28 protein-coding genes, 1 pseudogene and 1 riboswitch are annotated in these 24,311 nt (G+C 46.5%); of the genes and pseudogenes, 3 read left to right on the top strand and 26 right to left on the bottom strand.

Features of this window, described 5'->3' with window-relative positions; genetic code table 11:
• Window positions 1-34: 34 nt before the first annotated feature.
• Window positions 35-631, top strand: a complete 597-nt coding sequence (locus ACY8D0_RS12055; RefSeq protein ID WP_462410749.1) for a sortase — start codon at window positions 35-37, stop codon at window positions 629-631.
• Between the two features lie 131 nt (window positions 632-762).
• On the opposite strand, the gene ACY8D0_RS12050 is transcribed toward ACY8D0_RS12055, so the two are convergent.
• The 25 genes and pseudogenes from ACY8D0_RS12050 to ACY8D0_RS11930 all read right to left on the bottom strand — a co-directional run bounded on the left by ACY8D0_RS12050 (window position 763) and on the right by ACY8D0_RS11930 (window position 20,653).
• On the bottom strand, window positions 763-1,470 hold the full coding sequence (locus tag ACY8D0_RS12050) for a sigma-70 family RNA polymerase sigma factor (protein WP_462410748.1): 708 nt from the start codon (window positions 1,468-1,470) through the stop codon (window positions 763-765).
• A 198-nt stretch (window positions 1,471-1,668) separates the two neighbouring features.
• On the bottom strand, window positions 1,669-2,550 hold the full coding sequence (locus ACY8D0_RS12045; protein ID WP_462410747.1) for a MinD/ParA family protein: 882 nt from the start codon (window positions 2,548-2,550) through the stop codon (window positions 1,669-1,671).
• Complete coding sequence (gene flhF / locus ACY8D0_RS12040; RefSeq protein ID WP_462410746.1) at window positions 2,504-3,649, bottom strand: flagellar biosynthesis GTPase FlhF; 1,146 nt, start codon at window positions 3,647-3,649, stop codon at window positions 2,504-2,506. The genes ACY8D0_RS12045 and flhF overlap by 47 nt, the downstream gene beginning before the upstream one ends.
• Window positions 3,646-5,676, bottom strand: a complete 2,031-nt coding sequence (gene flhA / locus ACY8D0_RS12035) for a flagellar biosynthesis protein FlhA (RefSeq protein WP_462410745.1) — start codon at window positions 5,674-5,676, stop codon at window positions 3,646-3,648. The genes flhF and flhA overlap by 4 nt, the downstream gene beginning before the upstream one ends.
• A 12-nt stretch (window positions 5,677-5,688) precedes the next feature.
• Window positions 5,689-6,771, bottom strand: coding sequence for a flagellar biosynthesis protein FlhB (gene flhB, locus ACY8D0_RS12030; RefSeq protein ID WP_462410744.1), 1,083 nt, complete (start codon window positions 6,769-6,771; stop codon window positions 5,689-5,691).
• Between the two features lie 2 nt (window positions 6,772-6,773).
• A complete protein-coding gene (gene fliR / locus ACY8D0_RS12025) occupies window positions 6,774-7,547 on the bottom strand; it encodes a flagellar biosynthetic protein FliR (RefSeq protein WP_462410743.1) in 774 nt (257 codons plus the stop codon).
• A gap of 6 nt (window positions 7,548-7,553) precedes the next feature.
• Window positions 7,554-7,823, bottom strand: a complete 270-nt coding sequence (gene fliQ / locus ACY8D0_RS12020; RefSeq protein ID WP_462410742.1) for a flagellar biosynthesis protein FliQ — start codon at window positions 7,821-7,823, stop codon at window positions 7,554-7,556.
• Between the two features lie 11 nt (window positions 7,824-7,834).
• Entirely contained in the window at window positions 7,835-8,560 is a 726-nt protein-coding gene (fliP, locus tag ACY8D0_RS12015) for a flagellar type III secretion system pore protein FliP (protein ID WP_462410741.1), read from the bottom strand.
• A gap of 23 nt (window positions 8,561-8,583) precedes the next feature.
• Window positions 8,584-9,186, bottom strand: coding sequence for a flagellar biosynthetic protein FliO (locus ACY8D0_RS12010; protein ID WP_462410740.1), 603 nt, complete (start codon window positions 9,184-9,186; stop codon window positions 8,584-8,586).
• Between the two features lie 13 nt (window positions 9,187-9,199).
• A complete protein-coding gene (gene fliN, locus ACY8D0_RS12005) occupies window positions 9,200-9,547 on the bottom strand; it encodes a flagellar motor switch protein FliN (RefSeq protein ID WP_462410739.1) in 348 nt (115 codons plus the stop codon).
• A 24-nt stretch (window positions 9,548-9,571) separates the two neighbouring features.
• Entirely contained in the window at window positions 9,572-10,015 is a 444-nt protein-coding gene (fliJ, locus tag ACY8D0_RS12000; protein WP_462410738.1) for a flagellar export protein FliJ, read from the bottom strand.
• Window positions 10,012-11,337, bottom strand: coding sequence for a flagellar protein export ATPase FliI (gene fliI / locus ACY8D0_RS11995; protein WP_462410737.1), 1,326 nt, complete (start codon window positions 11,335-11,337; stop codon window positions 10,012-10,014). The genes fliJ and fliI overlap by 4 nt, the downstream gene beginning before the upstream one ends.
• Window positions 11,330-12,070 carry a FliH/SctL family protein gene (locus tag ACY8D0_RS11990; RefSeq protein ID WP_462410736.1) on the bottom strand — a complete coding sequence of 247 codons (741 nt, stop codon included), beginning with the start codon at window positions 12,068-12,070 and terminating at the stop codon, window positions 11,330-11,332. The genes fliI and ACY8D0_RS11990 overlap by 8 nt, the downstream gene beginning before the upstream one ends.
• Window positions 12,060-13,061: a flagellar motor switch protein FliG gene (gene fliG / locus ACY8D0_RS11985; protein WP_462410735.1), complete on the bottom strand. Its 1,002-nt coding sequence runs from the start codon at window positions 13,059-13,061 to the stop codon at window positions 12,060-12,062. Before fliG ends, ACY8D0_RS11990 begins: the two co-directional genes overlap by 11 nt.
• 18 nt (window positions 13,062-13,079) lie before the next feature.
• Window positions 13,080-14,684, bottom strand: coding sequence for a flagellar basal-body MS-ring/collar protein FliF (gene fliF, locus ACY8D0_RS11980; RefSeq protein ID WP_462410734.1), 1,605 nt, complete (start codon window positions 14,682-14,684; stop codon window positions 13,080-13,082).
• Window positions 14,685-14,715: 31 nt separating this feature from the next.
• Window positions 14,716-15,012: a flagellar hook-basal body complex protein FliE gene (gene fliE / locus ACY8D0_RS11975; protein ID WP_462410733.1), complete on the bottom strand. Its 297-nt coding sequence runs from the start codon at window positions 15,010-15,012 to the stop codon at window positions 14,716-14,718.
• An 18-nt stretch (window positions 15,013-15,030) separates the two neighbouring features.
• Entirely contained in the window at window positions 15,031-15,465 is a 435-nt protein-coding gene (gene flgC / locus ACY8D0_RS11970) for a flagellar basal body rod protein FlgC (protein ID WP_462410732.1), read from the bottom strand.
• Window positions 15,466-15,470: 5 nt separating this feature from the next.
• The gene (gene flgB, locus ACY8D0_RS11965; protein ID WP_462410731.1) at window positions 15,471-15,860 is read right to left on the bottom strand and encodes a flagellar basal body rod protein FlgB; all 390 of its coding nucleotides are present in this window, start codon (window positions 15,858-15,860) and stop codon (window positions 15,471-15,473) included.
• A 33-nt stretch (window positions 15,861-15,893) separates the two neighbouring features.
• Window positions 15,894-16,265, bottom strand: coding sequence for a flagellar export chaperone FliS (fliS, locus tag ACY8D0_RS11960; protein ID WP_462410730.1), 372 nt, complete (start codon window positions 16,263-16,265; stop codon window positions 15,894-15,896).
• A gap of 13 nt (window positions 16,266-16,278) precedes the next feature.
• Window positions 16,279-16,638, bottom strand: coding sequence for a flagellar protein FliT (locus ACY8D0_RS11955; protein WP_462410729.1), 360 nt, complete (start codon window positions 16,636-16,638; stop codon window positions 16,279-16,281).
• 15 nt (window positions 16,639-16,653) lie between these two features.
• A pseudogene (fliN, locus tag ACY8D0_RS11950) lies at window positions 16,654-16,923 on the bottom strand (flagellar motor switch protein FliN); the annotation flags it as partial.
• Between the two features lie 97 nt (window positions 16,924-17,020).
• The gene (gene fliM, locus ACY8D0_RS11945) at window positions 17,021-17,962 is read right to left on the bottom strand and encodes a flagellar motor switch protein FliM (RefSeq protein WP_462410728.1); all 942 of its coding nucleotides are present in this window, start codon (window positions 17,960-17,962) and stop codon (window positions 17,021-17,023) included.
• A 124-nt stretch (window positions 17,963-18,086) separates the two neighbouring features.
• Window positions 18,087-18,173, bottom strand: a riboswitch (cyclic di-GMP riboswitch).
• Window positions 18,174-18,325: 152 nt separating this feature from the next.
• Entirely contained in the window at window positions 18,326-19,132 is an 807-nt protein-coding gene (locus ACY8D0_RS11940) for a flagellar hook-basal body complex protein (protein WP_462410727.1), read from the bottom strand.
• Between the two features lie 12 nt (window positions 19,133-19,144).
• Window positions 19,145-19,561 carry a flagellar hook capping FlgD N-terminal domain-containing protein gene (locus ACY8D0_RS11935; protein WP_462410726.1) on the bottom strand — a complete coding sequence of 139 codons (417 nt, stop codon included), beginning with the start codon at window positions 19,559-19,561 and terminating at the stop codon, window positions 19,145-19,147.
• A 12-nt stretch (window positions 19,562-19,573) separates the two neighbouring features.
• Window positions 19,574-20,653, bottom strand: coding sequence for a flagellar hook-length control protein FliK (locus tag ACY8D0_RS11930; protein WP_462410725.1), 1,080 nt, complete (start codon window positions 20,651-20,653; stop codon window positions 19,574-19,576).
• A 108-nt stretch (window positions 20,654-20,761) separates the two neighbouring features.
• Between ACY8D0_RS11930 and ACY8D0_RS11925 the strand changes: the two genes are divergently transcribed.
• A complete protein-coding gene (locus ACY8D0_RS11925; protein WP_462410724.1) occupies window positions 20,762-21,445 on the top strand; it encodes a glucosaminidase domain-containing protein in 684 nt (227 codons plus the stop codon).
• Between the two features lie 20 nt (window positions 21,446-21,465).
• Here the strand turns inward: ACY8D0_RS11925 and fliD are convergent, their stop codons facing one another.
• Window positions 21,466-23,010 carry a flagellar filament capping protein FliD gene (gene fliD, locus ACY8D0_RS11920; protein WP_462410723.1) on the bottom strand — a complete coding sequence of 515 codons (1,545 nt, stop codon included), beginning with the start codon at window positions 23,008-23,010 and terminating at the stop codon, window positions 21,466-21,468.
• A gap of 291 nt (window positions 23,011-23,301) precedes the next feature.
• On the opposite strand from fliD, the gene ACY8D0_RS11915 reads away from it, so the two are divergent.
• On the top strand, window positions 23,302-24,297 hold the full coding sequence (locus tag ACY8D0_RS11915; protein WP_462410722.1) for a nuclease-related domain-containing protein: 996 nt from the start codon (window positions 23,302-23,304) through the stop codon (window positions 24,295-24,297).
• The last annotated feature ends 14 nt before the right edge of the window (window positions 24,298-24,311 follow it).

Below are 24,311 nucleotides of genomic sequence, written 5' to 3'. Positions count from 1 at the left end.
CAATTCTTATTTTGAAAAAAAACAGGTGGTCTAAATGAATTGGAAACTCAAAATGATTTTGTCCCTTCTCATTGTTTTGATCGGCATTAGAGCATATTTCTTTTATTCCGATTGGACCAAAGGACAAACGAGAAAAGAAGCGGAGCAAATTTTTCAAAAAACGGTCCAAGCCAATCAAAAGAAGGAACCGTTACAAACGATACGGCAAACCATCAAACCGCCTAAACTATCGAAAAACGGGGCGACCATTCTTGGAAAAGTCGAAATTGATGCTTTAGGTCTTTCTTACGTCATTCTAGACGGCGCATCCGAGAAAAACCTCGCCATTTCCATTACAAAGGTAACGGGCCCGGACATCCATCAACAAGGAAACCTTGTATTGGCTGGACATAATATGCGGGATGGCTCCTTGTTCGGAAAACTGAGAAACCTAAAAATAAACGATTCGATTCGCCTAGAGGACCTTAACGGGATTACGAAAGAATATATCATTTATAAAAAAGAGATGGTCGAACCTACTAATTTATCTCCGTTAAATCAGGATCTGGACACGAATCCAACCGTGACATTAATTACTTGTAATGCGTCAGGGGAAAAAAGAGTTATTTTTTACGCCAAATTAAAAATATAACAATCTACTATCGGCCATTGATTCTATCGGGATCAATGGTCTTTTTTTGCCTTATAAACCTTTATATGTAATATCGGCTAAAGTTAAACCAATGTTTAGGGTTAAACAGAATTTTTCTAAAATCTTAATCTCTACCAATCTTTCACTTGTTTCTCGAAAGCGGTGCGCAGCCGTTTAATGGCTTGGTTATGCAGTTGGGAGATTCGGGATTTGTGCAGCCCGAATATTTTGCTTACATCGGTAAAACTAAGGTTTTCAAAGTAGATGAGTGACAAAATTATCTTTTCCCGTTCCGGCAAACCGTCAATGAGCTCGGCAAGAATGCGTTTCTCTTCTTTTGCTTCCAGCCACTCTTCCTGCCTGACGGTGGTATGGTCCTCAATTTGTTGAACCACGGAATTCTCCTTCAAGTTTTGCGGCTGGTCTAAAGAATCTTGGTGGATAAAGGATAACTGCAATTGGGTTTGTTGGTATTCCTTCAAACTGATCCCCATATGCTCACTGATTTCTTCCGGGGTCGGACGGCGCAGATAGGATTGTTCCAGTGTTTCTGTCGCTTCCCTGTAAGTTTTTTCTTTCTTCCTCAAGGTACGGGACACATGGTCATTTTTTCTTAGTCCATCCAGTATCTCGCCGCGGATCCGTTGGACAGCATAGGTCTCGAATTTAATCCCCTGCGCCGGGTCAAACCGTTTTCCCGCGTCCCACAATCCGGTCATTCCAAAAGAGATAAGGTCGTCTTCATCCGCTTGGCTGGATAAGCTCCTCCTCATTTGCGAAACCACCTTATGAACCAATGGAATATATTGATCGATGACTTCCTCTACATTCCATTCCATTTAAATTCTCCTCTCCATTGTTTAACTTAACGATGCGCCCCGATTTCCTGATAAACTCGTTGATTTTGCTGATATATTGATTTTTTTCCCGATAAAATGCATTTTTTGCTGATATATTTATTTTTTTCCTGATATAACTCAAATCACAAATACGCTGCCCGTAATTGCCGCTAGGTACCTCCTGCCTGCAGCAAGCCCCTACGCCTTCAGCAGGCGCGACATATTTCGGATGAATCCCTTGATCCCGCCGGATTCCGGTAACACAGAATCATCCGCCCCTGTGACAAACCGTTCCGCCAGCCGTCTCATCGTCACGGACGCTGCCGATCGCGGGTAGGCGAGATAGAACGGAACCTGTTTAAACACCGACTGCATCACAGTCGCATCATCCGGAATCGCGCCAAAAATTGTTAACTCTTTATCTAAAAATCTCTGAACCGCTAACTTAAATTTGCTGCCTACCTCGACGCCATCCCTTTGCCGGGACACCCGGTTCACCACCAACTGAAAGGAGATCGTCGGTTTTTGGCTGTGCAAAATTTTTACAACCGAATACGCGTCCGCCATCGAGGTCGGCTCCGGGGTCGTCAGCAGAATTACTTCATCCGCGGCAAGATGGCATTGTTGGGATTCCACCGTTAACCCGGCTCCCGTATCGATCAAAATAATATCGGCATAGCCATGCAGCTTCTCTAACTCTTGGAAAAAATACCGCCGCTCTTCCTCTTGCAACTGCAATAGTTCACGGAACCCGGACCCTCCGGCAATATACTCTAGTCCATTTGGGCCTTTTTCCAGCACACTCCAGAGGCTTTTCCGTTCGCGAATCATATCCAGCAAATGATATTTCGGAGTCGTGCCCATCAAAATATCCAAATTGGCCATCCCGATATCGAGATCGATCACGACGACTTTTTTTCCAAGGTCCATCAGGCTGAGCGCAAAACTTAAGGTAAAGTTTGACTTTCCTACCCCGCCCTTTCCGCTGGCAACGGTCACCACACGCGAGGACTTCTTACGGCAGGTTACCGAGTTAGATAGTTGTCTTAGTTGATAGGCTTGATCCTGATACATTCTCATCTACTCCTAGAAGCTGTTTTGCCATAAAGTGAGGGTCGGCTGCCATAATGTCCTGAGGGACCTCTTGTCCCAAACTGACATATGCTAACGGATAGGGAAAGTGATAGACCATATTCAGCGCGACCCCGTAGCACGTCGTTTCATCCCATTTTGTTAGAATCAGCTTATCAATCGGAACAGCCTTCAGCTGCTCGACAATTTTCTGCATATCCCGCCAACGAGACGTCATACTGAGAACTAAATAATTTTCCTGAGGAACGTCATAGCGTAAATATTGATTAATTTCTTCAATATACTCATCCTCTAAATAATTCCGGCCGGCGCTGTCCATGAACACAATCGGGCACCCCTTCAGCCGGTCCATAGCCCCCGTCAGCTCACCGGGCTCAGAAACCACCTCTAACGGAACATTTAATATGGAAGCATAAGTTTTTAGCTGTTCCACCGCCGCGATTCGGAAAGTATCCGTGGTCAGAAGGCCTGCTTTTTGCCTTTGCTGGAACACACGCGCCGCAGCCAGCTTGGCGATCGTAGTTGTCTTTCCTACCCCGGTCGGTCCCAGAAGCGTAATAAACCCCGTACCCATGCCGGCCTTTTCGGCAATCCCCTCTTCAAAAAGCTGTTTCACAATTTCATATAGTGTCTGCCCGATTTCCTGATCCGTCACAAGATTGATATTTTTATAGCGCAATTTTAGTTTTTTCACAATATACTGGATGACTTCTTCGTCGACTTCCTGCTCGCGCAGGCGCGCCACCCATATTTCCAGCGCTGCTGGGATGCTGGCGGCTTCGTCCTTTACCATTGAATAAAGCAGGCCCTTTACTTCTGACAGTTCCTTTAACACATCAGGCTTTGAATCGGAACGTTCCGTTTCTTGAAAACTCACCAAAGGCTTGTCAGGTTCTGCCGGCCGCTGCCGGTCCGTGGAAAGGTCAGCCGCTGCGACTACCTCAATCTGCCTTTTTCGAAACAGGCCCAAAAATCCTCCGGTTTTAATCTGTTTGGTATTCAAGATGAACGCATCTGTCCCAAGGTCTTGAAAAATCATTGGATAGGCATCCATCATGCTGTTGACAACATAGGTTTTGATCATCATAGATTGACCACTCCAACACTCTGTACTTCCACATTCGGCTCCAGCTCGTTATAGGAAAGAATCGGGATATCAGCCAGTGCTCGTTCCATCAATTGCCGGACATACATCCTGATGCCCGCTGACGTCAAGATAATCGGGCGGATACCCAATTGGGCCATCTGCTCGATTTTTTGCGTAAATGTGAGAATGATTTGATTCGAAGCTTCCGGGTCAATTGCCAGAATATCGCCATGCTCGGTCCGCTGAATCGATTCAGCCAGTTTCTTTTCAATTCCCGCTCCGACCTGAATCGCGTGGACCACACCATTCCGCACATATTGCGATGTTAACTGGCGGGCCAGCGCCTGGCGCACATATTCTGTCAGGATGTCCGGATTTTTCGTATAAACGGAATAATCGGCAAGAGCCTCAAAAATGGTCGACAAACTGCGGATGGAGACATTTTCCTTCATCAGCTTTTGCAGCACCTTCTGAACATCGCCGACAGCGAGAACGCCAGGAATTAATTCTTCCACCAACGCCGGATGCGTGTCTCTCACATGCTGGACTAATTGGGCAGTTTCTTCCCGTCCTAGCAGTTCATGGGCATGCTTGCGCATCGTCTCCGACAAATGCGTGCTGACTATCGACGGCGGGTCGATCACGGTATAGCCGAATATTTCGGCATCATCCTTCTGGTCTTCCGTAATCCACAGGGCTGGCAGACCGAATGTCGGGTCAACTGTTTCAATCCCCTCAAGCCCATGTTCCTCATCATTCGGATTCAGCATCAGGAAATGGTCGAGTAGGATTTCCCCTTTGGCGACCTCATTTCCCCTGATTTTTATCACGTACTCATTATGATGAAGCTGGATGTTATCACGGATGCGGACGACCGGCACGACCAACCCCAAATCCAAAGCAATCTGCCGGCGGATGGCTACCACCCGGTCCAGGAGGTCGCCGCCTTGGTTCACATCAGCGAGCATGATTAGCCCGATGCCAAATTCAAACTCAATCGGATCCTCCCGTAACAGGGCATACACGTTTTCCGGTTTGCGGACTTCCTCCATCTGCTGTTCGGATTGCGTCGACTCGATGGCCGCTTCCTGCTTGGTCTGCTTATGCCGAATGCTGTACGCCGCGAAAGCGAGCAAGCCGCCAAGCCCCCAAGTCAAGAAAAACGAGATCGGGGTGACCAGTCCAAGCATGGCCATACAGCCGGCAACTATGTACAACAGGCTCGGATAGGACAACAGCTGCTTCGTGACATCATCACCGAGATTCCCCTCTGAAGCCGCCCTTGTGACCATAATCCCGGTTGCCGTCGAAATTAACAGCGCCGGAATCTGGCTGACGAGCCCGTCTCCCACCGATAACAAAGTAAACGTCTGAATCGCCTGGGCAAAATCCATACCATGCATGGTCATGCCAATAATAAATCCGCCAAGGACATTGATGATCAAAATAATGATGCCGGCGATGGCATCGCCTTTGACGAATTTGCTCGCACCGTCCATGGATCCGTAAAAATCGGCTTCCTGTTCGACTTTTTTTCTGCGGTTCCGCGCCTCTTGGTCATTGATCATGCCGGTATTCAAATCGGCATCAATACTCATTTGTTTCCCCGGCATCGCGTCAAGGGTGAACCGGGCGGCGACCTCTGCAACCCTCTCCGATCCCTTGGTGATGACGATAAATTGAATGATGACCAAAATCAAAAACACAATAAAGCCGACGACCGCATTCCCGCCGACGACAAAGTCGCCAAACGTTTCAATCACGTTACCCGCCTTGGCATTGGTCAGAATCGACCTCGTGCTGGAGACATTCAATGAAAGCCGGAATAAGGTCGTCAACAAAAGCAAGGACGGAAAGATGGAAAAATCAAGCGGCTCCTTCGTATTCATCGTGATTAATAGAATCATAATCGACAGCGATAGATTGCATAATAGCAGGATATCCAATAGGATCGTCGGCAATGGAAGCACCATCATCACGACAATCATGATCACCGCTATTAACACACCTGTATTTTTCAAGTTCATCTAGTTCTCCCCTTAGTTGCCAAGTGTCCCTTTCACCTTATAAACGTAAGCGAGCACCTCCGCGACTGCCTTAAACAGTTCTTCCGGGATCTCCTCGCCAATCTCAACCGATGCATAAAGCGTACGGGCGAGCGGCTTGTTTTCCATAATCACGACCCGATGCTCCTTGGCGACTTCTTTAATTTTCTGCGCGAGATAATCAGCACCCTTCGCCACGACCACCGGCACCGTCGTTTTCCCGGCCTCATAGGCAATTGCCACCGCAAAGTGGGTCGGGTTGGTCACAACGACTTTGGCTTTTGGCACATCCTGCATCATCCGTGCTTGTGAAATCTGCCGCTGTTTTTCCTTGATTTTATGTTTAATCAGCGGATCGCCTTCCGTCTTCTTAAATTCATCTTTAATATCTTGCTTGGACATGCGCAAACTCTTTGCAAGTTCAAACCGCTGGTAAAATAAATCGGCCACCGCGATAACAAAGTAGACCGCTGAAATCACAAGGCCCAGCTTCACCATCAATGTTCCCAAAAACGAGGCCATCCGGAGCGGTTCCATTTGCGGCAGGTTGACTAACACGGTTTTTTGCTTCCAAAGAAAGAGCCCCGTCACTGCCGAAATCACGATTAGCTTTAGAATCGATTTGATGAACTCAACCAGGGTCCGCGCCGAAAACATCTTCTTGGCTCCTTCGACTGGGTTGATTTTTTTCAAATCCATTTTGAGTGATTCAGTGGATACCAAAAACCCAACCTGGCCAATCGTCGATACAAACCCGCCCAGCCAAGCCGCAAAAATCAAAGGCGCCGCAATCAGCACGCTATCCTTCAATAGCTCGGTAAATAACAGCGAAACCGACTTTTGGTTCAAATCCATCACCAGCCAGTCGCTAAACCCTTGGCGAAACAGCTGCACAAGATATTCCCCCATGCTCCCGCCTAAGAAGGACAGCACCGCAAAGGAAGTTAACAGGACAACGGCATTCGATAAATCCGTACTTTTTGCGACCTGCCCCTTTTTCCTTGCCTCTTGCTTTTTCTGGGGTGTGGCTTTCTCGGTTTTTTCGGCAAAGAATTGTAAATCAAATCGTAGGTACATGTTTACGCCCCTAATATCCGCAGCATTTGTTCCAATGACGAAACCATCGTTGAAACAAGCTTTTCCATGATAACCAAAAACACAGGTATGAACACAAATAACACGATAAAATGGGCGGCCATTTTAATGGGAATCCCGACAACAAACAAATTCATTTGCGGAACAGTTTTTGCCAAAATCCCCAGTGCCATATCGACCAAAAACATCGTCCCGACAATCGGCGAAGCCATTAAGATTGCCAGCCAAAACATGTTTTTGACAGTACTTAGCGCCAAAGTGACTAGATTTTCAGAAACGGCAGCAGGCAGCCAAGATTCAACGGGAATCCAGTCATAACTCGCTAATATTCCTCGAATCAACAAATGATGGCCGTTAATCGACAGAAAAAAAAGAATGGCCAACAGGTAAAAAAATCTTCCTGTCAGATTCTCTTGGATTCCGGTGGACGGATTAAACATGGTCGCCATGGCAAATCCGCTCTGCAAATCGATAAAGCTCCCGGCCAGTTGCACTGCATAGAGCAATACCGCTGTGAAAAATCCTAGAGCTAAACCGACAGCCATTTCTTTTAATACAAGCAAAGGGTAACTCTCATTCATTTCAATGACCTGGTCCGGCTGAATCAACCCGGCCACCAGCAATGAAATAAAAAGTGCGGTCCCCATTTTAAAAATAGCCGGAACCTCCCGCTCCATCCATAACGGTGCCGCCACCAAGAAGCAGCTCATCCGGACAAGCACCAGCAAAAATAATGGAATCTCGTTAAAAATCGCCATAACTGGTTACCCGATAAAATTCGGCAGGTTCGTCAGGATATTTTTGGTGAAATCAACAAGATGCGTCAGCATCCAGGGACCAAACACGAGCAGGCAGGCAAAAACGGCAATAATTTTCGGCGCAAAAGAAAGAGTTTGTTCCTGGATTTGGGTTATCGCCTGAAAAATACTGATGATGAGCCCCACCGCCAAGGCCACACCTAATATCGGCGCCAAAACAAGGATCGTTAGATAAATGGAGCTTTGCGCCAGCCCCATAATGCTGTCAGGTGTCATACGGTTACTCCTTATTGAAAACTTACAAACAACGATTGGACGACCAATTGCCAGCCATCCACTAAAATAAACAGCAAGATTTTAAACGGCAGCGAGATCAGCGACGGCGGCACCATCATCATGCCCATGGCCATCAGCACACTCGCCACAATCATGTCGATTATGATAAACGGAATAAAAATGAGAAAACCCATCTGGAACGCTGTTTTCAGCTCGCTGATGGCAAAGGCCGGAACCAAAGCTGTCAACGGGATGTCTTGAACCGATTCCATCTTTTTGGTTTCCCCGCGATAATCCAAAAATAGCTGCAAGTCACTTTCACGGGTTTGCTTGGCCATAAATTCCTTCATCGGGGCGGCCGCTTTGTTCATGGCCTGTTCCTGATTCATATCGCCTTTCATGAACGGTTGAAGCGCCTGATGGTTCACTTCTTGAAAAGTCGGGCCCATGATAAAAAAGGTCAAGATCAAACTTAGTCCCATGATCACTTGGTTTGGCGGCATTTGCTGCGTGCCGAGCGCGGACCGCACGAATGACAGGACAATGGCAATCCGGGTAAACGACGTCATCAGCAAAAGAATACCCGGCGCCACCGACAATACCGTCAATAAAAGGATTAATTTAATGGATAAAGCTGTACCGGAAGCATCTGCTCCCCCGGTATCAAAGTGGATGCCCGGCACCGTTGAGATGGTAGTTTCCGCAAAAACGGTATAATGCCCTAAAAAGAATAACAAAGGTGTAAGAAGAATCAGCTTTTTCAGCGCCGGTCACCCCCTTTCCCATTGGGACCTGACGACTGTTCCTCGCCGTCCGATTTCTCTTCTTTTAATTTTTTTAACAGAAGCTCCTCCCATTTTTGCTGGGACGTTTTTTTGATTTTTGCGCTCCAGGTGGACACCGCATCGGCCGGTTTTTCCGCAATGATTTCGAGTAGCCTGCTTTGTTCCTCGCCGGGAGGGATCGCCCGAATCAACTGGACATCTTCACCCACGCCCAATATGTATAAAGTCTCGCCAATCAGGATCATCTGCACGGAGCGGTTCTTGCCGAGAGCATGGCCACCTAATGCATGGAACGGCCCCCGTTTGGCATAGATTCCTTTTTTTCCAGAAAGATATTTTAACAGGACAAACAATAGGGCTATTATTAATAGGAAGGAACCGATAAATTTTGCCGCATATGGGACGATGGAAGTATCCGTTGTCTCGGGAGATTGGACCGTTTCCTTTTGTCCGGCAGAAGGTGTTTTCTCAAATTGTTCATACACCGTCCCCTCCTTCGCCTGCACGGGTGTCACCGGCACAAGCAAACCGATTAGGCTGACGATTAGAAGGACAAGCCAGTTTTTCCATATTCGCACGTGCAACTCCCTCTCATTTCCACTTTTTCTCTTTTTCCACCTGGGAAATGACGTCGGTAATCCGGACAGCAAATTTGTCATCCATCACGACAACCTCCCCGACCGCCACAGCCTGTTTGTTTACAAGAACATCGACATATTCTCCTGCCAGCTTATCCAGCCCAACCACTGACCCGGTCTTGAGCTGAAGAATTTCCCGGACGGTCTTGGTTGTCCTTCCCAACTCAAAGGAAACATGCAGTGACACATCTGTTAATAACTGAATCTGCTTTTTGCCTGATGTGACCGCTCCCTCGTCTGGCAGCGGTGAAAACCGTACCGACTGAACAGCCCCGGTCGCTCCCGTCCTCTGCTCTTTCATATTCGTCCTCTCCTTTTGAAACGTCTATATGGACAAGCGTTGATGGTAATAACGGATGGTGGCCATTTCATCCATCAGATCCTGCTCGATTTTTTTCTGTTTTTGGATGTACTTCTCATAGGATTTGTCCCGCAAATGGAACCATGTCTTTTCCTCTTGCTGTTTGGCTAAAAGTTCCGTCTGTTTGTCGGCGATCTCCTTATCGAATAACTCGATTTGTTCTTTCAATCCAGCCAGTCTCCGGTCTAAAGAAGAAAGATACTCATTACGTTGCTGGATGTCCGCAATGGAGGTACTGCGGCGCTCCTGAGCCTGTTGTATAAATTCATCCTTTTTTACTTCGAACGAGCGATATTCTTTCATGATCGCTTCTTTCTTTTGCGTCAGTAGACCGAACTCCGATAGTGCTTGGTCTTTTTCCTTTTCTTTAAGGTTTAAAATATGCATATATGGAAAATGAAATGTCATAGAGGATCCTCCCCAAACTTTTTCAACAATAAATCGACAGTGGTTTCAATCGATGGGGATTCTTTCGTCCCTTGTTTCACGAATTGGTCAATCCACTCCTTGACATCCACAGCCCGGTCGATGTCGCGGTCCGTTCCCCGCTTATAAGCCCCAATCTGAATTAAGTCCTCGGCATTTTGATACACGCTCATATGATGTTTGAGACGTTCCGCTGCCCGCAAATGGTCCGCGGTGGTAATTTCACTCATCACCCGGCTGACGCTCGATAATACATCAATGGCCGGGTAGATCCCTTTACGGGCCAGATTCCGATCCAGCACGATATGGCCGTCCAAAATTCCCCGAACCGTGTCGGCAATCGGTTCATTCATATCATCACCGTCAACCAGCACCGTATAGAAGGCCGTGATGCTGCCTTTTTCGTTGGTTCCGGCTCTCTCTAATAACTTCGGCAACAGTGCGAAAACTGAAGGGGTATAGCCTTTCGTTGCCGGAGGTTCACCGATTGCCAGACCGATTTCCCTTTGGGCCATCGCATACCTTGTGACCGAATCGAGCATAAGATTGACATTCAGCCCCTGGTCTCGGAAAAATTCGGCTATGGCCGTGGCAATCATCGCTCCCTTGATACGAATCAGCGCTGGCTGATCGGAAGTGGCGGCCACGACAACGGACTTTTTCAAACCGTCTTCACCCAAGTCCCGCTCGATGAAGTCCAATACCTCCCGGCCCCTCTCACCGATTAAGCCAATTACATTCACATCGGCTTCGGTGTTTCTGGCAATCATGCCAAGCAATGTGCTTTTTCCAACGCCGCTGCCGGCAAAAACACCGACCCGCTGGCCTTTGCCCACCGTCAGCAGTCCGTCAATCGTCCGCACCCCGACACTTAACGGTTCCGAAATCCTTGGTCTGGTCAAAGGATTGGGCGGCTGATTGTCCGTCCCCGCTTCGGGAAGTCCCGCCGGAAGATTGCCGCCATCCATCGGGTTGCCCAGCCCGTCGAGCACTTGGCCCAACAGGTCCATTCCCACCTTCACCGTTAACGGCTTTCCGGTGGAAACCACATCACACCCTGGGGCAATCGCTTGAAGTTCTCCCAGCGGCATCAGCAGGACCTTGTGATTTCGGAAGCCGACCACCTCTGCCATAATCGGCTTTTGCTGCTGCGGGGAAAAGATATGGCAGATATCGCCCAGCTTGACATCAGGGCCCTGTGATTCAATCGTCAGACCAATTACCTGGGTGACTTTCCCGTTCATCTTGATCGGATTGATGGTTTCCAGCAATTCGAGGTATGGCTTACTGTCCCATTTACTCATGGCGCTCCTCCTGTTGGTACGCGAGCAGCACCTTCTTGATTTCACTCAACTGGACATCAATCCGTGCATCCACACTGCCGGAGGAGGTCCGGATGATGCAGCCTCCTTCTTGAATCGAGTAATCGGGAAACACCTTGATTTCGACTTGGCCGTTGTCCATTGCCAGTAATTGCTCCCGTTGTTTTTGGACAAACGAGTAATCTTCGGGGGCGACGCCAATGGAGACGGATTCCGTTTCATAAACGGATGCGAGCATTTGTTTAATGATATGGATCAGAGCGTCGGGATGGGTTTTTAATTCCTGCTGCAGAACCTTTTTGGCGATTTCCATCGTCAGTTCCATCACAAACGGCTCCGCTTCCTTGACGATTTCTGCTTTTTCTTGATAGGCTTCCTCAAGGATTCCGGCCGCTTTTCTCAATTGCGTTTGATATTCCATCTGGGCATGCATACGGCCATCCTCGATACCAAGCCGATAGCCTTCTTCATACCCAAGGCGTTTTTCTTCCTCCAACTGGATTCGGAAGTTTTCCTCTTCATTGGCACGCCACTGTTCGAATTCTTTTTGTGCCCGTTCCTTTTGCCTCTCCAGCTCAGCCGTCAGGTCCTCCGTTTGCAAATCAAGGACGTCCCGGGAGGGCAGTTTTTCCCGAAGCAACCCCAGCTTTGGCACATCCACAACCTTTTGTCCGTTTGCAACCACATTTACTGCTTTTACCAATCTAGATGACAAGATTCTCTTCCCCATTTCGAGAAATGATAATAGCGCCCTCTTCCTCCAGCTTGCGGATAATTGTGACAATCCGTCCTTGGGCATCCTCCACGTCCTTGATGCGTATCTGCTCATTTGAGTTCAGCTGCTCTTCAAGCCCTTCTTCACGCCGTTTGGAAATATTCCGATAGATGGCATCCTTCACGCCTTGTGTCGTCATGCGGAGCGCCAAAGCCAAATCCTGATTTTGTACGTCCATTAATACCCTTTGGATAGAACGGTTATCAAGATAGGCGATATCATCAAACACGAACATCCGCTGTTTGATTTCGTTGGCCAAATCGGGATCCTGTTCACCCAATGTTTCCAGGATATTCTTTTCCGTTCCGCGGTCAACACTGCTTAAAATGCTGACAATCGAATCGATTCCCTTTTGTGCCTCTTGTTTTTGTGAGCTGGTCATCGTCAGCTTTTCCTGCAATACCTGCTCCACCTGCTGAATGGTTTCCGGCGATGCGGTATCCATCATCGCAATCCTTCTTGCAATTTCAATCTGCCGCTCGGGCGGAAAGGCCGAGAGTACTGCTGCCGCCTTTTCAGCATCCAGATAGGACAAAACCAAGGCGACTGTTTGGGCATTTTCGTATTGCAGCAAGTGAAAAATCTGGGTTTGTTCAATCTGTTGGATAAATTGGAATGGACGGTTGCTGGTCTGATTGCCCATCCGTTTGAGGAACCCCGCTGCCTTATCAGGGCCAAAGGTCCGTTTTAATAAATCCTTTGCCGTATCAATGCCGCCATAAGAGACAATATTGGAGTCGACAGCCAGCTGGTGAAACTCCCGAATGATGGCTTCTTTTACATCGGGAGTAACCCTGCGCAGCTCCGTGATTTCCTTTGTGATGCTCTCAATCTCTTTCTCTTGCAGATGCTTCATGATTCCGGCTGAAACATCTGGACCGACGGAAAGCAGTAAAATGGCTGCCTTTTGTGTGTTCGTAAACTGTTCCACTCTGTTCGCTCCCCTTCACTAATCACGCGAAAGCCAATTCCGCAACAGACCGACAAATTCTTCCGGCTGTTGCATCGCCATTTGTTCCACTTGCTTCTTAATCGCGACTTTTTCATCTTCCTTCAGCTCAATAGGTTCATGCTTGGCCTCTTCAAAGGCAGGAAAGAACTCGTCTTCTTCATCCTTTGCTTTCCTTCTCCGAAGCAGAAGTAATAGGACGACAAGCAACAAAATCAATCCTGCGGCACCGATCAGGGCGTACATAAGCCAAGGCGGCAGACTGTTGGATTTCTCCTCGAGTTTTGGCGCTTGCGTCTTCCCGCTGAATTCTTGAGAAAATACGGTAATCCTCGATGCGATATCCTGATCGGTTAGGCCCGTATTCGAGCTTAATGCCGTTCGTACAACATTAGAGAGAACTTGCTGGATATTTTCCTTTGTATCAGCCGTAAGCGAATTTGGGTTCTTTGGATCGGGTGGCTCGACGCCGACATTGATGGTCAAGTCCTCCATTTGATAAGGGCTTTTAACAATCTCATTGGTGACCCGATTCACTTCATAGTTCACCCGGTTTTCCAATTCCTTCGACGTGTTTTCCTGAGATGTGTCACCGGAGGGATATTGCTCCGGTACATCGGTTTGGCCGGTTCCATCCACAGACGTGGCGGTGTCATTCCCGCTGTATTCCTTCGTAATTTCTTCCACACTGACAGCCAAGCCTTTTGTTTTTTTGCCATTTTCATCTTCAATCACAGGCTCAACTAATTCTTCTTTCGTTTTCACCTGGTCAAAATTCAGCCGTACAAATGCTTGTACCAGCACTTTGTTTTTCCCGATAATCGTCCCGAGCATCTGCTGCAGGTCTTGTTGGATGTCCGTTTCGATTTCCTTTTGGATTTTCCGTTGCTGGTCATAATTATCTAGCGCACCTGTGGATTCACCCGGTAAATCCAGTCCCTGTCCGCCTTGGTCGGTTATGACGATATTCTCTTTAGGAAGATTGGGGACACTTTTCGAAACGAGATGATACAGGACCTCGATTTCCTTTGCATCTAATTCATAACCCGGTTCTAATTCCACGACCACGGAAGCGGAAGCTTTTTCGGTTTCATCCTCCCGGGCAAACAAACCCTCATCAGGGGTCGTAATCACAACCGCTGCATTTTTGACCCCTTCAACATGGGTCAGAAGGTCTGCCACTTCGCCTTGAAGCGCCTCTTTTTCCATCGCATCCAGCTGTCGGTCAGTTGCTCCGAACTGCAAATCTTTCGTCATGTCATAAAAACTGATCGTGCCAGTTTTCGGCAGACCTTTAGATGCCAAGGAAACCAATAAATTGTCGACATCCTCCTGGGGCACCGAAATCATCGTCCCATTTTTGTCCAATCTGTAGTCGGTATAGCCTTCCTGGTCCAATTCCGCCTTGATATCGCCGATTTCCTTTTGGCTTAGTTCATTGGTAAACAGCGGGACATAGGTCGGTTTCGATACAAAATAAATAGTGAGAGATAAAGCCAATATCACCGCTATGAATAGACCAATAAATAGGAATCTTTGTTTTTTGCTGACCGAATTCCAATAATCCATATACTTTTCTTTCAAGTTGCGTAATTGTTGAATCATGCTTCTCCACTATTTCCTCTGCAGATTTTTACTAGATTTGCATTCTCATTATCTCTTGGTAAGCTTCCACTGCCTTGTCACGCACTTGTGTAGTTAAAGTGACAGCAATGCTTGCTTTTTGGGCTGCTATTGTCACATCATGCAGGTTGATGTCTTCCCCTTTTGCCAAAGCCAGTGATTTTGTTTCAAAGTCCTGAACGTTCCCATTAGCCTCTTGTATATACTGGTTCAACAGATTTCCAAAGGAGTTGGTAGTTTCTGCAGCGGCCTGGGGCTTATTGGTTTGCAAAAAACCGCTGCCTGCTCCTTGTAAACTCGCAATGTTCATGTTCGATTCCTCCTATCCTTAACGTCCAATCTCCAAAGCCTTCAGTAGCATCGATTTGCCTGAATTGAATGCGGTGACGTTGGCTTCATATGCTCGCGATGTCGACATTAAGTCGACCATTTCCTTCGTCACATCGACATTGGGCATCATCACATAGCCCTGTTCATTACTATCTGGGTTTGACGGGTCATAAACGGCCTGAAACGGGGTAGTATCTTCTACAATATTGGTAACGCGGACTCCTGAGAGTTCGTTCTGAAGATAATTGGCAAATGCCGGGGTCTGGTTGGATGCCACTACAGCCATTTTCCTGCGGTAGGGAACCCATTCTCCGTTGATGTATTGGCTTCTCGTGGTGTTGGCATTTGCGATATTAGAGGATACAACATCCAGCTTAAGGCGATTCGCGGTTAACGCGGAACCACTGATATTTAAAGATTGAAAAATCGACACGGTGATTATCCCCTTCCACTAATCGATGTTTTTAATAAGTTAAACTCTTCATTGATTCCATAGGTTAATCCTTGATACCAAATATTATTTTGGCTCAGCTGTGTCATTTCCGCGTCCAAATCGACACCGTTCCCGCTTGTGGAAAATGCAACGTCTTGTTGCTGTTCGAGCTTAGCAGTAGGAATAGCAGAGGCCGCTCCGATGGTGACATGTTTGCTATTCGTGCGTTTCCCGACAAATTGGCTTTGGACTTCTTTTTGCAGAAGCTCTTCAAAGGAAACCTTGGTTGGCTTGTACCCTGGGGTATCGGCATTGGCAATATTATTGGAAATGGACTTCTGCCGTAACATAGAGGCATCCAAAGCACTCGACATGATTCCAATCAGCTGGTTCATCTTGTCACCCTCTCTTTTTAAAATAACTGCTGATTAATTGGTCTTCATGGTTTTAATGGCATCTGACCAAGTGGTTTTCAGCCCCCGAAACATTCCTTCTATTTCATCCACTATTCCCGCATCTTTTCCAATGTTCGCTTCAATCAATCGTTGTTTCATATATTCATAGAGAGAAAAAAGAGACCTGGATACTTCATAATCCATATTCAACGTCACCATAAGCTCTGTAAGAATTTCCTGCGTTTTTATGATTAAAGAATGGGCCTTCGCAGGGTCCTTATTCTCGATGGCCACTTTTGCCTGATAGAGATTTTTGACCCCGCCATTATAGAGCATGAGTGTCAGTTCTTCAGGTTTGGCCGTTAACACCTGGTTTCTCTGGTAAATTTCGTTTAAATTCTTCATGTTTCCACACTCCTTACTTCCGCCGGTCATAAAAAACACCCTTAGGAACTGCCTGCCAATCTTCGTACTGCCTCTTGACGAATTGATTATTTTGCTCGTTCCTGTTTCGGCTGGACATTTCCCGCATCACACGCTGAAGCTCTGGTTTGATTTCCTCTTCCAGGGACAAAAGCTGGTTCAAAATCCTGCGAATGAATTCATTCATTAGTGGCTTCCCCGCTTTCTCATCCAGCCGGTTAATGGCGGTTATGCATTCTTCCCGCTGCCCGATGAGTTCCGGTACCTTCTCCTCGGCCCCCTGCTTCAGCGCCTCCAAAACCCTCACCGTTAAGTCCAAATAATGATTAAGTTGAGCCTGTTTTTCCTCATACATATGTTTGGATCCCTTTTATAAAGGTGATTGGCAAATTTCCTTAATTCTTACGCCAAAGTGCTCCTCGATGACGACCACTTCGCCCCTGGCAATCAGCTTATTGTTGACAAAAATATCAACCGGCTCCCCTGACATCTTGTCCAGCTCCACAATGGAACCGCTCGTTAATTCCAGCACCTCGCTGATTTTCATTTTGGTTCTCCCCAGTTCCACGACAATCTCTAACGGGATCTCCAAAAGGAGGTCTAAGTTCATTTGTTCTGTTTGAGGTCCTTGGTCAGGATCAGGCTCAAGCTCTGTAAACAGAAACGGCTTTTCGGCCACTTCCTGCCTGTCACCGCCAAGCAAGGCAGCCATTTCATCCTGGGTGAGTTTCCCCTGCTCAATCACGCGCCCTCTCTCCTTCCACCACATGTTCAATTTTCATTGCTACCCTGGATTTCTTCGTGCCAGGATGCGCGAAAAACTTCACTTCTTCATTGACCCTTACTTGCAAAGGCTCATCGACCAGTTGGTGCAATTGAATAACATCATTCACAGAAAGTCCAAGCAGTTCCTCAATCGTGATGGATGCCCGTCCCAATTCTGTAATAACCGGAACCGTCAAATGCTCAATCCGCCCTTGCAAAAATTCACTTTCATCCTTGTTCTTCGCCCATTTTCCATGTCCGTACCAGTTATGGGAGGACAGTTTGGGTATAAACGGCTCTAACAATATGTAAGGAATACACAAATGCATCATCTGTTCCATCTTTCCGATGGTAATCTGGAAGCGGATGACGATTACGGTTTCAGTGGGAATTCCCAATTGTAAAAACTGCGGATTGGTTTCCATATTGACATACGCAAGCGGCAGGACCATAATATCGCTCCAGGCCTTCTGAAGAATTTGGACCACGCCCTCAAGCAGGCGCTTCAATACGTTTGATTCAATCGGCGTAAGAGAAGTTCTTCCCCATTCCCCAATGGTCCCCTTACCGCCCAAAAGACGGTCAATCATGACAAACGCCATTTGCGGATTCAATTCCATCGCCATGCGGATGCCCTGCTCTCCGGATTCAAACACACTTAAAATCGTGGTATCGGGCAGCTGATTAATGAATTCCTCGTACAGCATCTGTTCCACACTGGCGGCATCCACTTGGACAAACGTCCGCAATTCAGAGGAGATAAACGAAGCAAATTGATAAGCAAAGTTCTCGTGAATTCTAGTCAGAACCCGGACCTGTTCCATTGATAACCGCAATGCTTTTTTAAAATCGTAGACTTTTGGTTCAGCTGGGCCACCACCAAAACTTAGGGAATTCGGCATACCATTGTCCATTTATTCACACCTCTTATTCCTTAAAGACTATTTAAATATGCCCACAAAAAAAGACGAGACCACCCCGAAGAATAGTCTCGTCCATAGCAAATAAACATAGATAGTTTAGGACAACAAACCTATTATCGGTAGCTGGCGAGCATACTGTATTGACAATTTAGCCCCTTTAGCTTTGCGTCACTGGGTTTCCCCAGGTTTGCCTTTATCAATTTTCGAATTATTCTAGGAAAATGATAACATTACAAATATATATTTTCAAATAAATTTTGTAGAATACCCCCATAAAATGACGAATGCGTTCGAATTATATATATTTTTGTCAAAAAAAGGAGAATATCTGGGATGATATTCTCACATTGGTGGTTATCGTTTTAAGTTTACTAGTTCCTCCAAAATGGAGTCGGACACGGTGATGATTTTCGCATTGGCTTGGAAGCCCCTTTGAGCGGTGATCATGTCGGTCAGCTCCTCTGACAAATCGACATTCGACATTTCCAGGGCGCCTGAGATAATCGAAGCATCGCTGCCCTGTTTTAGCAGACCTGCCATTCTGCGGCTGTCGGCATTTGGGGTTAACGAATATAAAGATCCTCCCGCTTTATCAAGCCCGCCTGGATTGTTTACCTCTACGGTTCCGATTTTAATAGTGGAATCTACACTGTTGCCTTTCGCATCCACCCCAATGATCTCCCCGGTGGAGTCAATGGCAAAGGAAATGTATTTATTCGGAATGGTAATTGTGGCACCTGTTTGATCTAAAACAAACAAGCCATTTTGGGAGACCAACTGATTGTTACTGTCTACTTTGAAATTGCCGGCCCGTGTTAAAAACTGTTCCCCGGCCGCATTTTGAACCACAAAGAAGCCATCTCCATCAATATAGAGGTCGGTGCCGATATTCGTTGTCGTCGGGCTTCCCGGCGTAAACACCGTATCAATGCTGCCCACTTTAGTTCCCAACCCGACTTGTATCGGATTGGTACCGCCTGAGGCGGGATTATCCTTGGGTCCAGTTGCATCCTTTACGGTCTGGCTGAAGATATCTTCAAACATGACCCGGCTTTTTTGAAATCCTACGGTATTGACGTTTGCAATGTTATTACCAATGACATCTAACTTCGTTTGAAACCCTTTAAGCCCTGATACTCCTGAATTTAATGAACGTAACATGTGGTTTTCCCCCTAGTTTTGATTGATTTCCATGGAAGTGATGCTGCTCGATACAATTTCTTGGTCACCGACTTTGTAGTAGACCTGATTGTTTTTATAATTAATCCCCGTAACGATTCCGCTCTCCTGTGCATTGGTTTCAGGATTCGTCCAGGTGACGGTATTGCCCAACACGTACGAGTGCTGACTGAGATTATTGCTTGACTCGAGGTAGGCTGTCAGCGAGTTATTTAAGTTGGACAACTGCTCCAGTACGCTGAGCTGCGCCATTTGTCCAATGAATTCCCCGTCCTGCTGCGGCTGGGTCGGGTCTTGGTTTTGCAGTTGGGTGACCAATATTTTAAGAAACGCTTCTTTTCCTAAATCTTGTTTTGCCTGGGTGCTTGCGGATGCGGTTGTGTAGTTGTTGATAGAATTAATCGTTGTCACGGCTGGTCCTCCTTAGGCAGTTGTGTTAATTTGTGAAGCCCCATCTATAGGCAAATCATATTCGCGATATTCTTCTTGGGGCTGTATCGCTTGCAGGCCGCCACGCTTTCGGGAATCCGGCTGTTGGCCTTGTCTGCCATGTGAATCTCCCCGTTGCGAGAGGGTTCCCATGAAGTTGAGGGCCGGGCTTTGGATTTGCTGGGTGATATCGATTTTGGCCACTTGCAGTCCTTGTGTTTCAAGGCTGGAGCGCAATGCTTGGACATTGGTTTCCAACAAGTCCTTACCAAGCGGCGTGCTGGTCAAGAATTCTGCGGTTACTTGTCCATCCTGAATTTTAACTTTGACCTCCACTTTCCCTAAATGCTTCGGCACCAGAGTAAAGGCCGCCTCAATTCCATCTTCGGAACCGGACACTTGGATAGCGGACTCGATAAACTGCGTGATGTCTTGGTCGAAACGATCCGCCCGTACGGTTTGAGCCGGCATGTCGGTCGGATCCCCACTAGGGGCAACCATGGCCTGAGTTGTCATTTCATTTCCGGATGACACCATCACCTGCGGTGTTAAGTTCACCACTTGAACATCATCGGTCGCCTTTTGTGGGGAGTCCCATCCACTTACATCTTCTTTAGTCTGCATTTGAAAGGGGATGGCTTCTTCTTTGTTAAGTGTCGGTTCCGCTAGGGATCTCCCATCCAATACCTGAAAGGTGCCTGTTCCCGATTGCTGTTCTCCAGTCACTCCATCTTTCGTTTGAAGTTCCATAGCCGGTATGTCGGGGTGTTCAGGTAACAAGGCAGCTGGGATATCTCCTGTTGTCACTACTACCGGTTGAAGCAATCCCTCCTGATTAGATTCAACATCGGGATTTCCCGCATTAGGACAAAGCTGATTTATGCGGCCTGCCTGTTGAAGGAACGGGAACAGCAGCAATTGAGGTAGGTCTGCATTTGGCTCACTTTCCGGTTCTTCCTCCTGGCTGGACAATTGGAGCAACAGATCAAAAGCAGCAGTCGGTTCTCCCTCTTTTCCAGTTGTTTTACTCGGCTGTTTGCTGAGTTGATTCTGTATTGCTGCAAGCTGGATCACTTTTTTCACCTACTTTTTAACAAATAAGTATTTTTTTAGAAAAGTTATTTTCATAGAGGTATAATAGAGATAAAATAAAAACAAACACGTGATAAGGAGACGACAGCTATGAATATCGGAAATCTGTCCACCAATTGGTTGCTTTACAAAACCATGATGGACATTTCACGTATCGGACAAAGTCCATCAACCTCTCTATCCGGCTTGAACAGCAGTTCGTTTGAACTTCTGTTGCAGCAAGCTCTCCTGCAAGCTGAACTCAATCAAACTAGCAATTCGGATATTTCTTCATTGCTATTTTCCGGCTTGAATTCCTACACGGCCGGTGATGTATCCGAACCTTTGCAAGCAACAACCGGTACAGAGTTAAATACTGCCGCAATCGATGCTGATGCCCTGAACTCTTATTTAAAAGGTGTGTTGCAAAATACCGGGCAATACTTCGCCGAGGCTGGGGAAAAGTATCAAATCAGCCCCGCGCTCTTGGCTGCGATTTCGATTCATGAGACTGGCAACGGAACCTCTAATGCTGCCCGGTTTAAATATAATGTAGCTGGGATGATGGGCAAAAACGGGTTAAAATCCTACGACTCGATTCAGGACAGCATTTTTGATATGGCCCGTAACCTGCGGGAAAATTATTTGGACAAGGGTAAAACATCGATTGCTCAAATTGGAGCCAAATACGCGCCGATTGGCGCAGCCAACGACCCGAATCAGTTAAATAACCATTGGGTGACTGGCGTTCAACGCTATTTTGATACGATAACCGGGAAGACCGAGCTCGCTTAATGCGGGGGGTCTTCCTTTTTTTATTGTCCGGTTTGCTGGTACAGCCATGAGCTTTGGGAGTTGAATTGAGAGATGGCCTGCTCCATAGCGGAGAATTTGCTGTAATATTGGTCTTCCTTTTTCGATAATCGATCGTTTTGCGTGCTAATATCATTTTGAATGTTCGTCAATAATTTACCGATGACGCTTTGGTCGTACAGGCTGTTTCCCGTATAACCGGCCTTGCTCGTCAGGTCTTTGATACCGTTCTGAAAGATATCGGAGAGCTGATTGATGAAGCCATTGGTCCCTTTATCCGTATCCCCAAGCTGTGAAAACAACTTTTCCACTGCGTCGGGATCCTCTTGGATTGCTTGTCGTAGCTTGGTTTCATCGACATACAATTTCCCCTTATCCTGATAGCTATTGGAGGAAATTCCAATCGATGCGAGCGAATGATAAGTACTGCTGCCGTTATCGACGATGGATGTCATGGCACCGCGTATCTTGTTTACAACATCAGTAAGAATCCGGTCACTCCGGAGAAGACCGCTCTTGGCTTTTGTCTCCCATAATTCTACTTGTTTCTCGCTCATCTCAGTGCGCTGCTCGTCCAAAAGCGGTTGATAGTCCCGGTAGACAGGCTCCTCGATGGCTGTATTCAGCTTGTCAAGTAAGCTATTATATTGGTCAACAAAATCCTTAATATTTTTTATGACTTCATCAGGATTTTGCGAAACGGTAACCGTGCTGGCCCCGATGGTTATATTTTTAAAAGTAAAATTAGTCCCCATAATAGTTGCTGTATTGGCTGATAAATTCGTGATCTCATTACCATTGAAAACGATATCGGCATTTAGGCCGTTTTGGATTAATTTCGCTGGATCAAGTCCGAGGGTATTGCTTAAAAACCCCAGACTGGACGCACTTGTATTTCCGCTGAGGTCGATTTGGGCCGCCGCCCCAGTCTCCTTTGTTTTTAACATGAATTGTTGAAGGGTAGGGTCATAGAATGCCTCCACCCCCAAGCTTTTTCCGGTGCTGTCTTTGGCCCCATTGATTTTTTCCACGACATCGTCAATGGTATCGGTTGTTTTGATGGCAAGCGTCATCGATTGATAGGCAGCCGGGTCCTTCGGGTCGTTATAGACCTTCATGGTAATGGATGTATCAGCTGATAATTGCGCGGTCCCTTGAATTGTGTTACCCAATGTTTTTGTGGGGTCCAGTGCCACTTTGCTGCCCGTAAAGGTGGCGGAGCTGGCCAGTTGCTTGACTTCAACGGAGTATGTCCCGGCAAAGGAACTCCCTGATGCGGTTGCCGATACTGCGTTTCCTTGGCTTGAAGAGACATCAAACGTATTATAAGTTTTTGATAGATTCATATTAAAAAGGGTATTGGACCGAAAGGCCAAAAAATCAGTGTTCCACTGCCGGTAGGCTTCACTGAGCCACGTTTGCTTTTGCTGGTTCTGCTTTAATTTATTAAGAGTCACGCTCTCGGCACTCATCAATTTTTTGACAATCGTGTCAGTATCGAGGCCTGATGCGAACCCGGTTAACCTGGCAATCCCGGAAGTACTCACGGCTAGTCACCTCGCATAAAAGATATTCTCTGTAGTAGTATCGGCAGGCTGGTTCTGATTATAGAGGGGTTATTTTTAAAAAATGCCGATTTCCTGATATAATGGTGATTTTTCCCGATATATTTGATTTTTTACCGATAAAATAAAAATTTTGCCGATATATTGAAATTTTTGCTGATAAAACAGCATCTCCAAATTTGGTGAATAATGACACATTTATAAAAAATTCATTTAAATAGGCAGGGGTTTAGTCCTGATTAGCGAATTACTATCTTGAAAAAGAGAATAGGAGTGATTTATCTGATCATCAAGAAACGGGAAATTCCAATCGATATCATCAAATTGCAGGCTTTACTTCGAAGAATTCGTCCGACGCATCCTAAAAGACCACAAATCGAAGCCGATCTGGCCAAAAAATGGGCGGGATACCGCGGTGAACTGACCACCGATTATTATTTACAAGAACTGTCCGAAAAAGACTACTATATCTTTCACGACCTCCGTTACCCCTCCGGAAAAAACTACTTTCAAATTGACACGCTTGTCATAACCAACTCATTTGCCCTTCTCATTGAAACCAAAAACATTTCCGGCACACTCACTTTTAATAGGGATTTCCACCAAATCATTCAAACCAAAGACAACACTGAAAAAGGCTATCAGGATCCGATCTCCCAAGGAACAAGGCATCAACGGCTATTTAAAAAATTGCTCCAAAACTGGGGTATTGACAATCTACCGATTATTACACTTGCCGTGATTAGCAAGCCATCGACGATTTTAAAGGCCGAAACGAACAGAGCTGAAGTTTCCCGAAAAGTTTGTTTCGCTTTCGAAATTCCTGAAAAAGTAGAACTGCTCAGAAATCATTATAGGGAGGGAAAAATAGATCCAAAGGAACTAAAAAGACTGCGCAAAAACCTTGTAAAGTATCATGCATCTAAAGAATTTGATCCCCTGCCTTACTACCAAATTCCCCAATCTGATATCATTACCGGCGTTCAGTGTCCGGAGGATGCAACATTCGGGATGGTCCGCAAACATGGAACCTGGGTTTGCCCAAAATGCAACTACCAATCCAAAGATGCCCACATCCCTGCGATTCAAGACTTTCTGCTCCTTGTTGACTCTAACATTACCAATAAAAAGTGCTGTGAGTTCCTTCATCTAGCCTCCTCCGATATAGCTAAATATTTGCTATCTACTATGAATCTCGCATACTCTGGGTCTAATAAAGCAAGAATCTATTTTTTAAAAGGAATGCCAGGCAAAATCAAACAGCCCTAGGATGGATTCCTAGG

This window comes from Neobacillus camarae (assembly GCF_054950115.1).
The sequence above is the reverse complement of the archived record's forward strand: the minus strand, read 5'-3'. Positions and strand labels throughout refer to the sequence as shown.

Excerpts from the sequence above, each read along its gene's own strand:
- ACY8D0_RS12055 (WP_462410749.1), top strand. The coding sequence starts at position 35 with ATGAATTGGAAACTCAAAATGATTTTGTCCCTTCTCATTGTTTTGATC.
- ACY8D0_RS12050 (WP_462410748.1), bottom strand. The coding sequence starts at position 1,470 with ATGGAATGGAATGTAGAGGAAGTCATCGATCAATATATTCCATTGGTT.
- ACY8D0_RS12045 (WP_462410747.1), bottom strand. The coding sequence starts at position 2,550 with ATGAGAATGTATCAGGATCAAGCCTATCAACTAAGACAACTATCTAAC.
- flhF (WP_462410746.1), bottom strand. The coding sequence starts at position 3,649 with ATGATGATCAAAACCTATGTTGTCAACAGCATGATGGATGCCTATCCA.
- flhA (WP_462410745.1), bottom strand. The coding sequence starts at position 5,676 with ATGAACTTGAAAAATACAGGTGTGTTAATAGCGGTGATCATGATTGTC.
- flhB (WP_462410744.1), bottom strand. The coding sequence starts at position 6,771 with ATGTACCTACGATTTGATTTACAATTCTTTGCCGAAAAAACCGAGAAA.
- fliR (WP_462410743.1), bottom strand. The coding sequence starts at position 7,547 with ATGGCGATTTTTAACGAGATTCCATTATTTTTGCTGGTGCTTGTCCGG.
- fliQ (WP_462410742.1), bottom strand. The coding sequence starts at position 7,823 with ATGACACCTGACAGCATTATGGGGCTGGCGCAAAGCTCCATTTATCTA.
- fliN (WP_462410739.1), bottom strand. The coding sequence starts at position 9,547 with ATGAAAGAGCAGAGGACGGGAGCGACCGGGGCTGTTCAGTCGGTACGG.
- fliJ (WP_462410738.1), bottom strand. The coding sequence starts at position 10,015 with ATGACATTTCATTTTCCATATATGCATATTTTAAACCTTAAAGAAAAG.
- fliI (WP_462410737.1), bottom strand. The coding sequence starts at position 11,337 with ATGAGTAAATGGGACAGTAAGCCATACCTCGAATTGCTGGAAACCATC.
- fliF (WP_462410734.1), bottom strand. The coding sequence starts at position 14,684 with ATGATTCAACAATTACGCAACTTGAAAGAAAAGTATATGGATTATTGG.
- fliE (WP_462410733.1), bottom strand. The coding sequence starts at position 15,012 with ATGAACATTGCGAGTTTACAAGGAGCAGGCAGCGGTTTTTTGCAAACC.
- flgB (WP_462410731.1), bottom strand. The coding sequence starts at position 15,860 with ATGAACCAGCTGATTGGAATCATGTCGAGTGCTTTGGATGCCTCTATG.
- fliS (WP_462410730.1), bottom strand. The coding sequence starts at position 16,265 with ATGAAGAATTTAAACGAAATTTACCAGAGAAACCAGGTGTTAACGGCC.
- ACY8D0_RS11955 (WP_462410729.1), bottom strand. The coding sequence starts at position 16,638 with ATGTATGAGGAAAAACAGGCTCAACTTAATCATTATTTGGACTTAACG.
- fliM (WP_462410728.1), bottom strand. The coding sequence starts at position 17,962 with ATGGACAATGGTATGCCGAATTCCCTAAGTTTTGGTGGTGGCCCAGCT.
- ACY8D0_RS11940 (WP_462410727.1), bottom strand. The coding sequence starts at position 19,132 with ATGTTACGTTCATTAAATTCAGGAGTATCAGGGCTTAAAGGGTTTCAA.
- ACY8D0_RS11925 (WP_462410724.1), top strand. The coding sequence starts at position 20,762 with ATGAATATCGGAAATCTGTCCACCAATTGGTTGCTTTACAAAACCATG.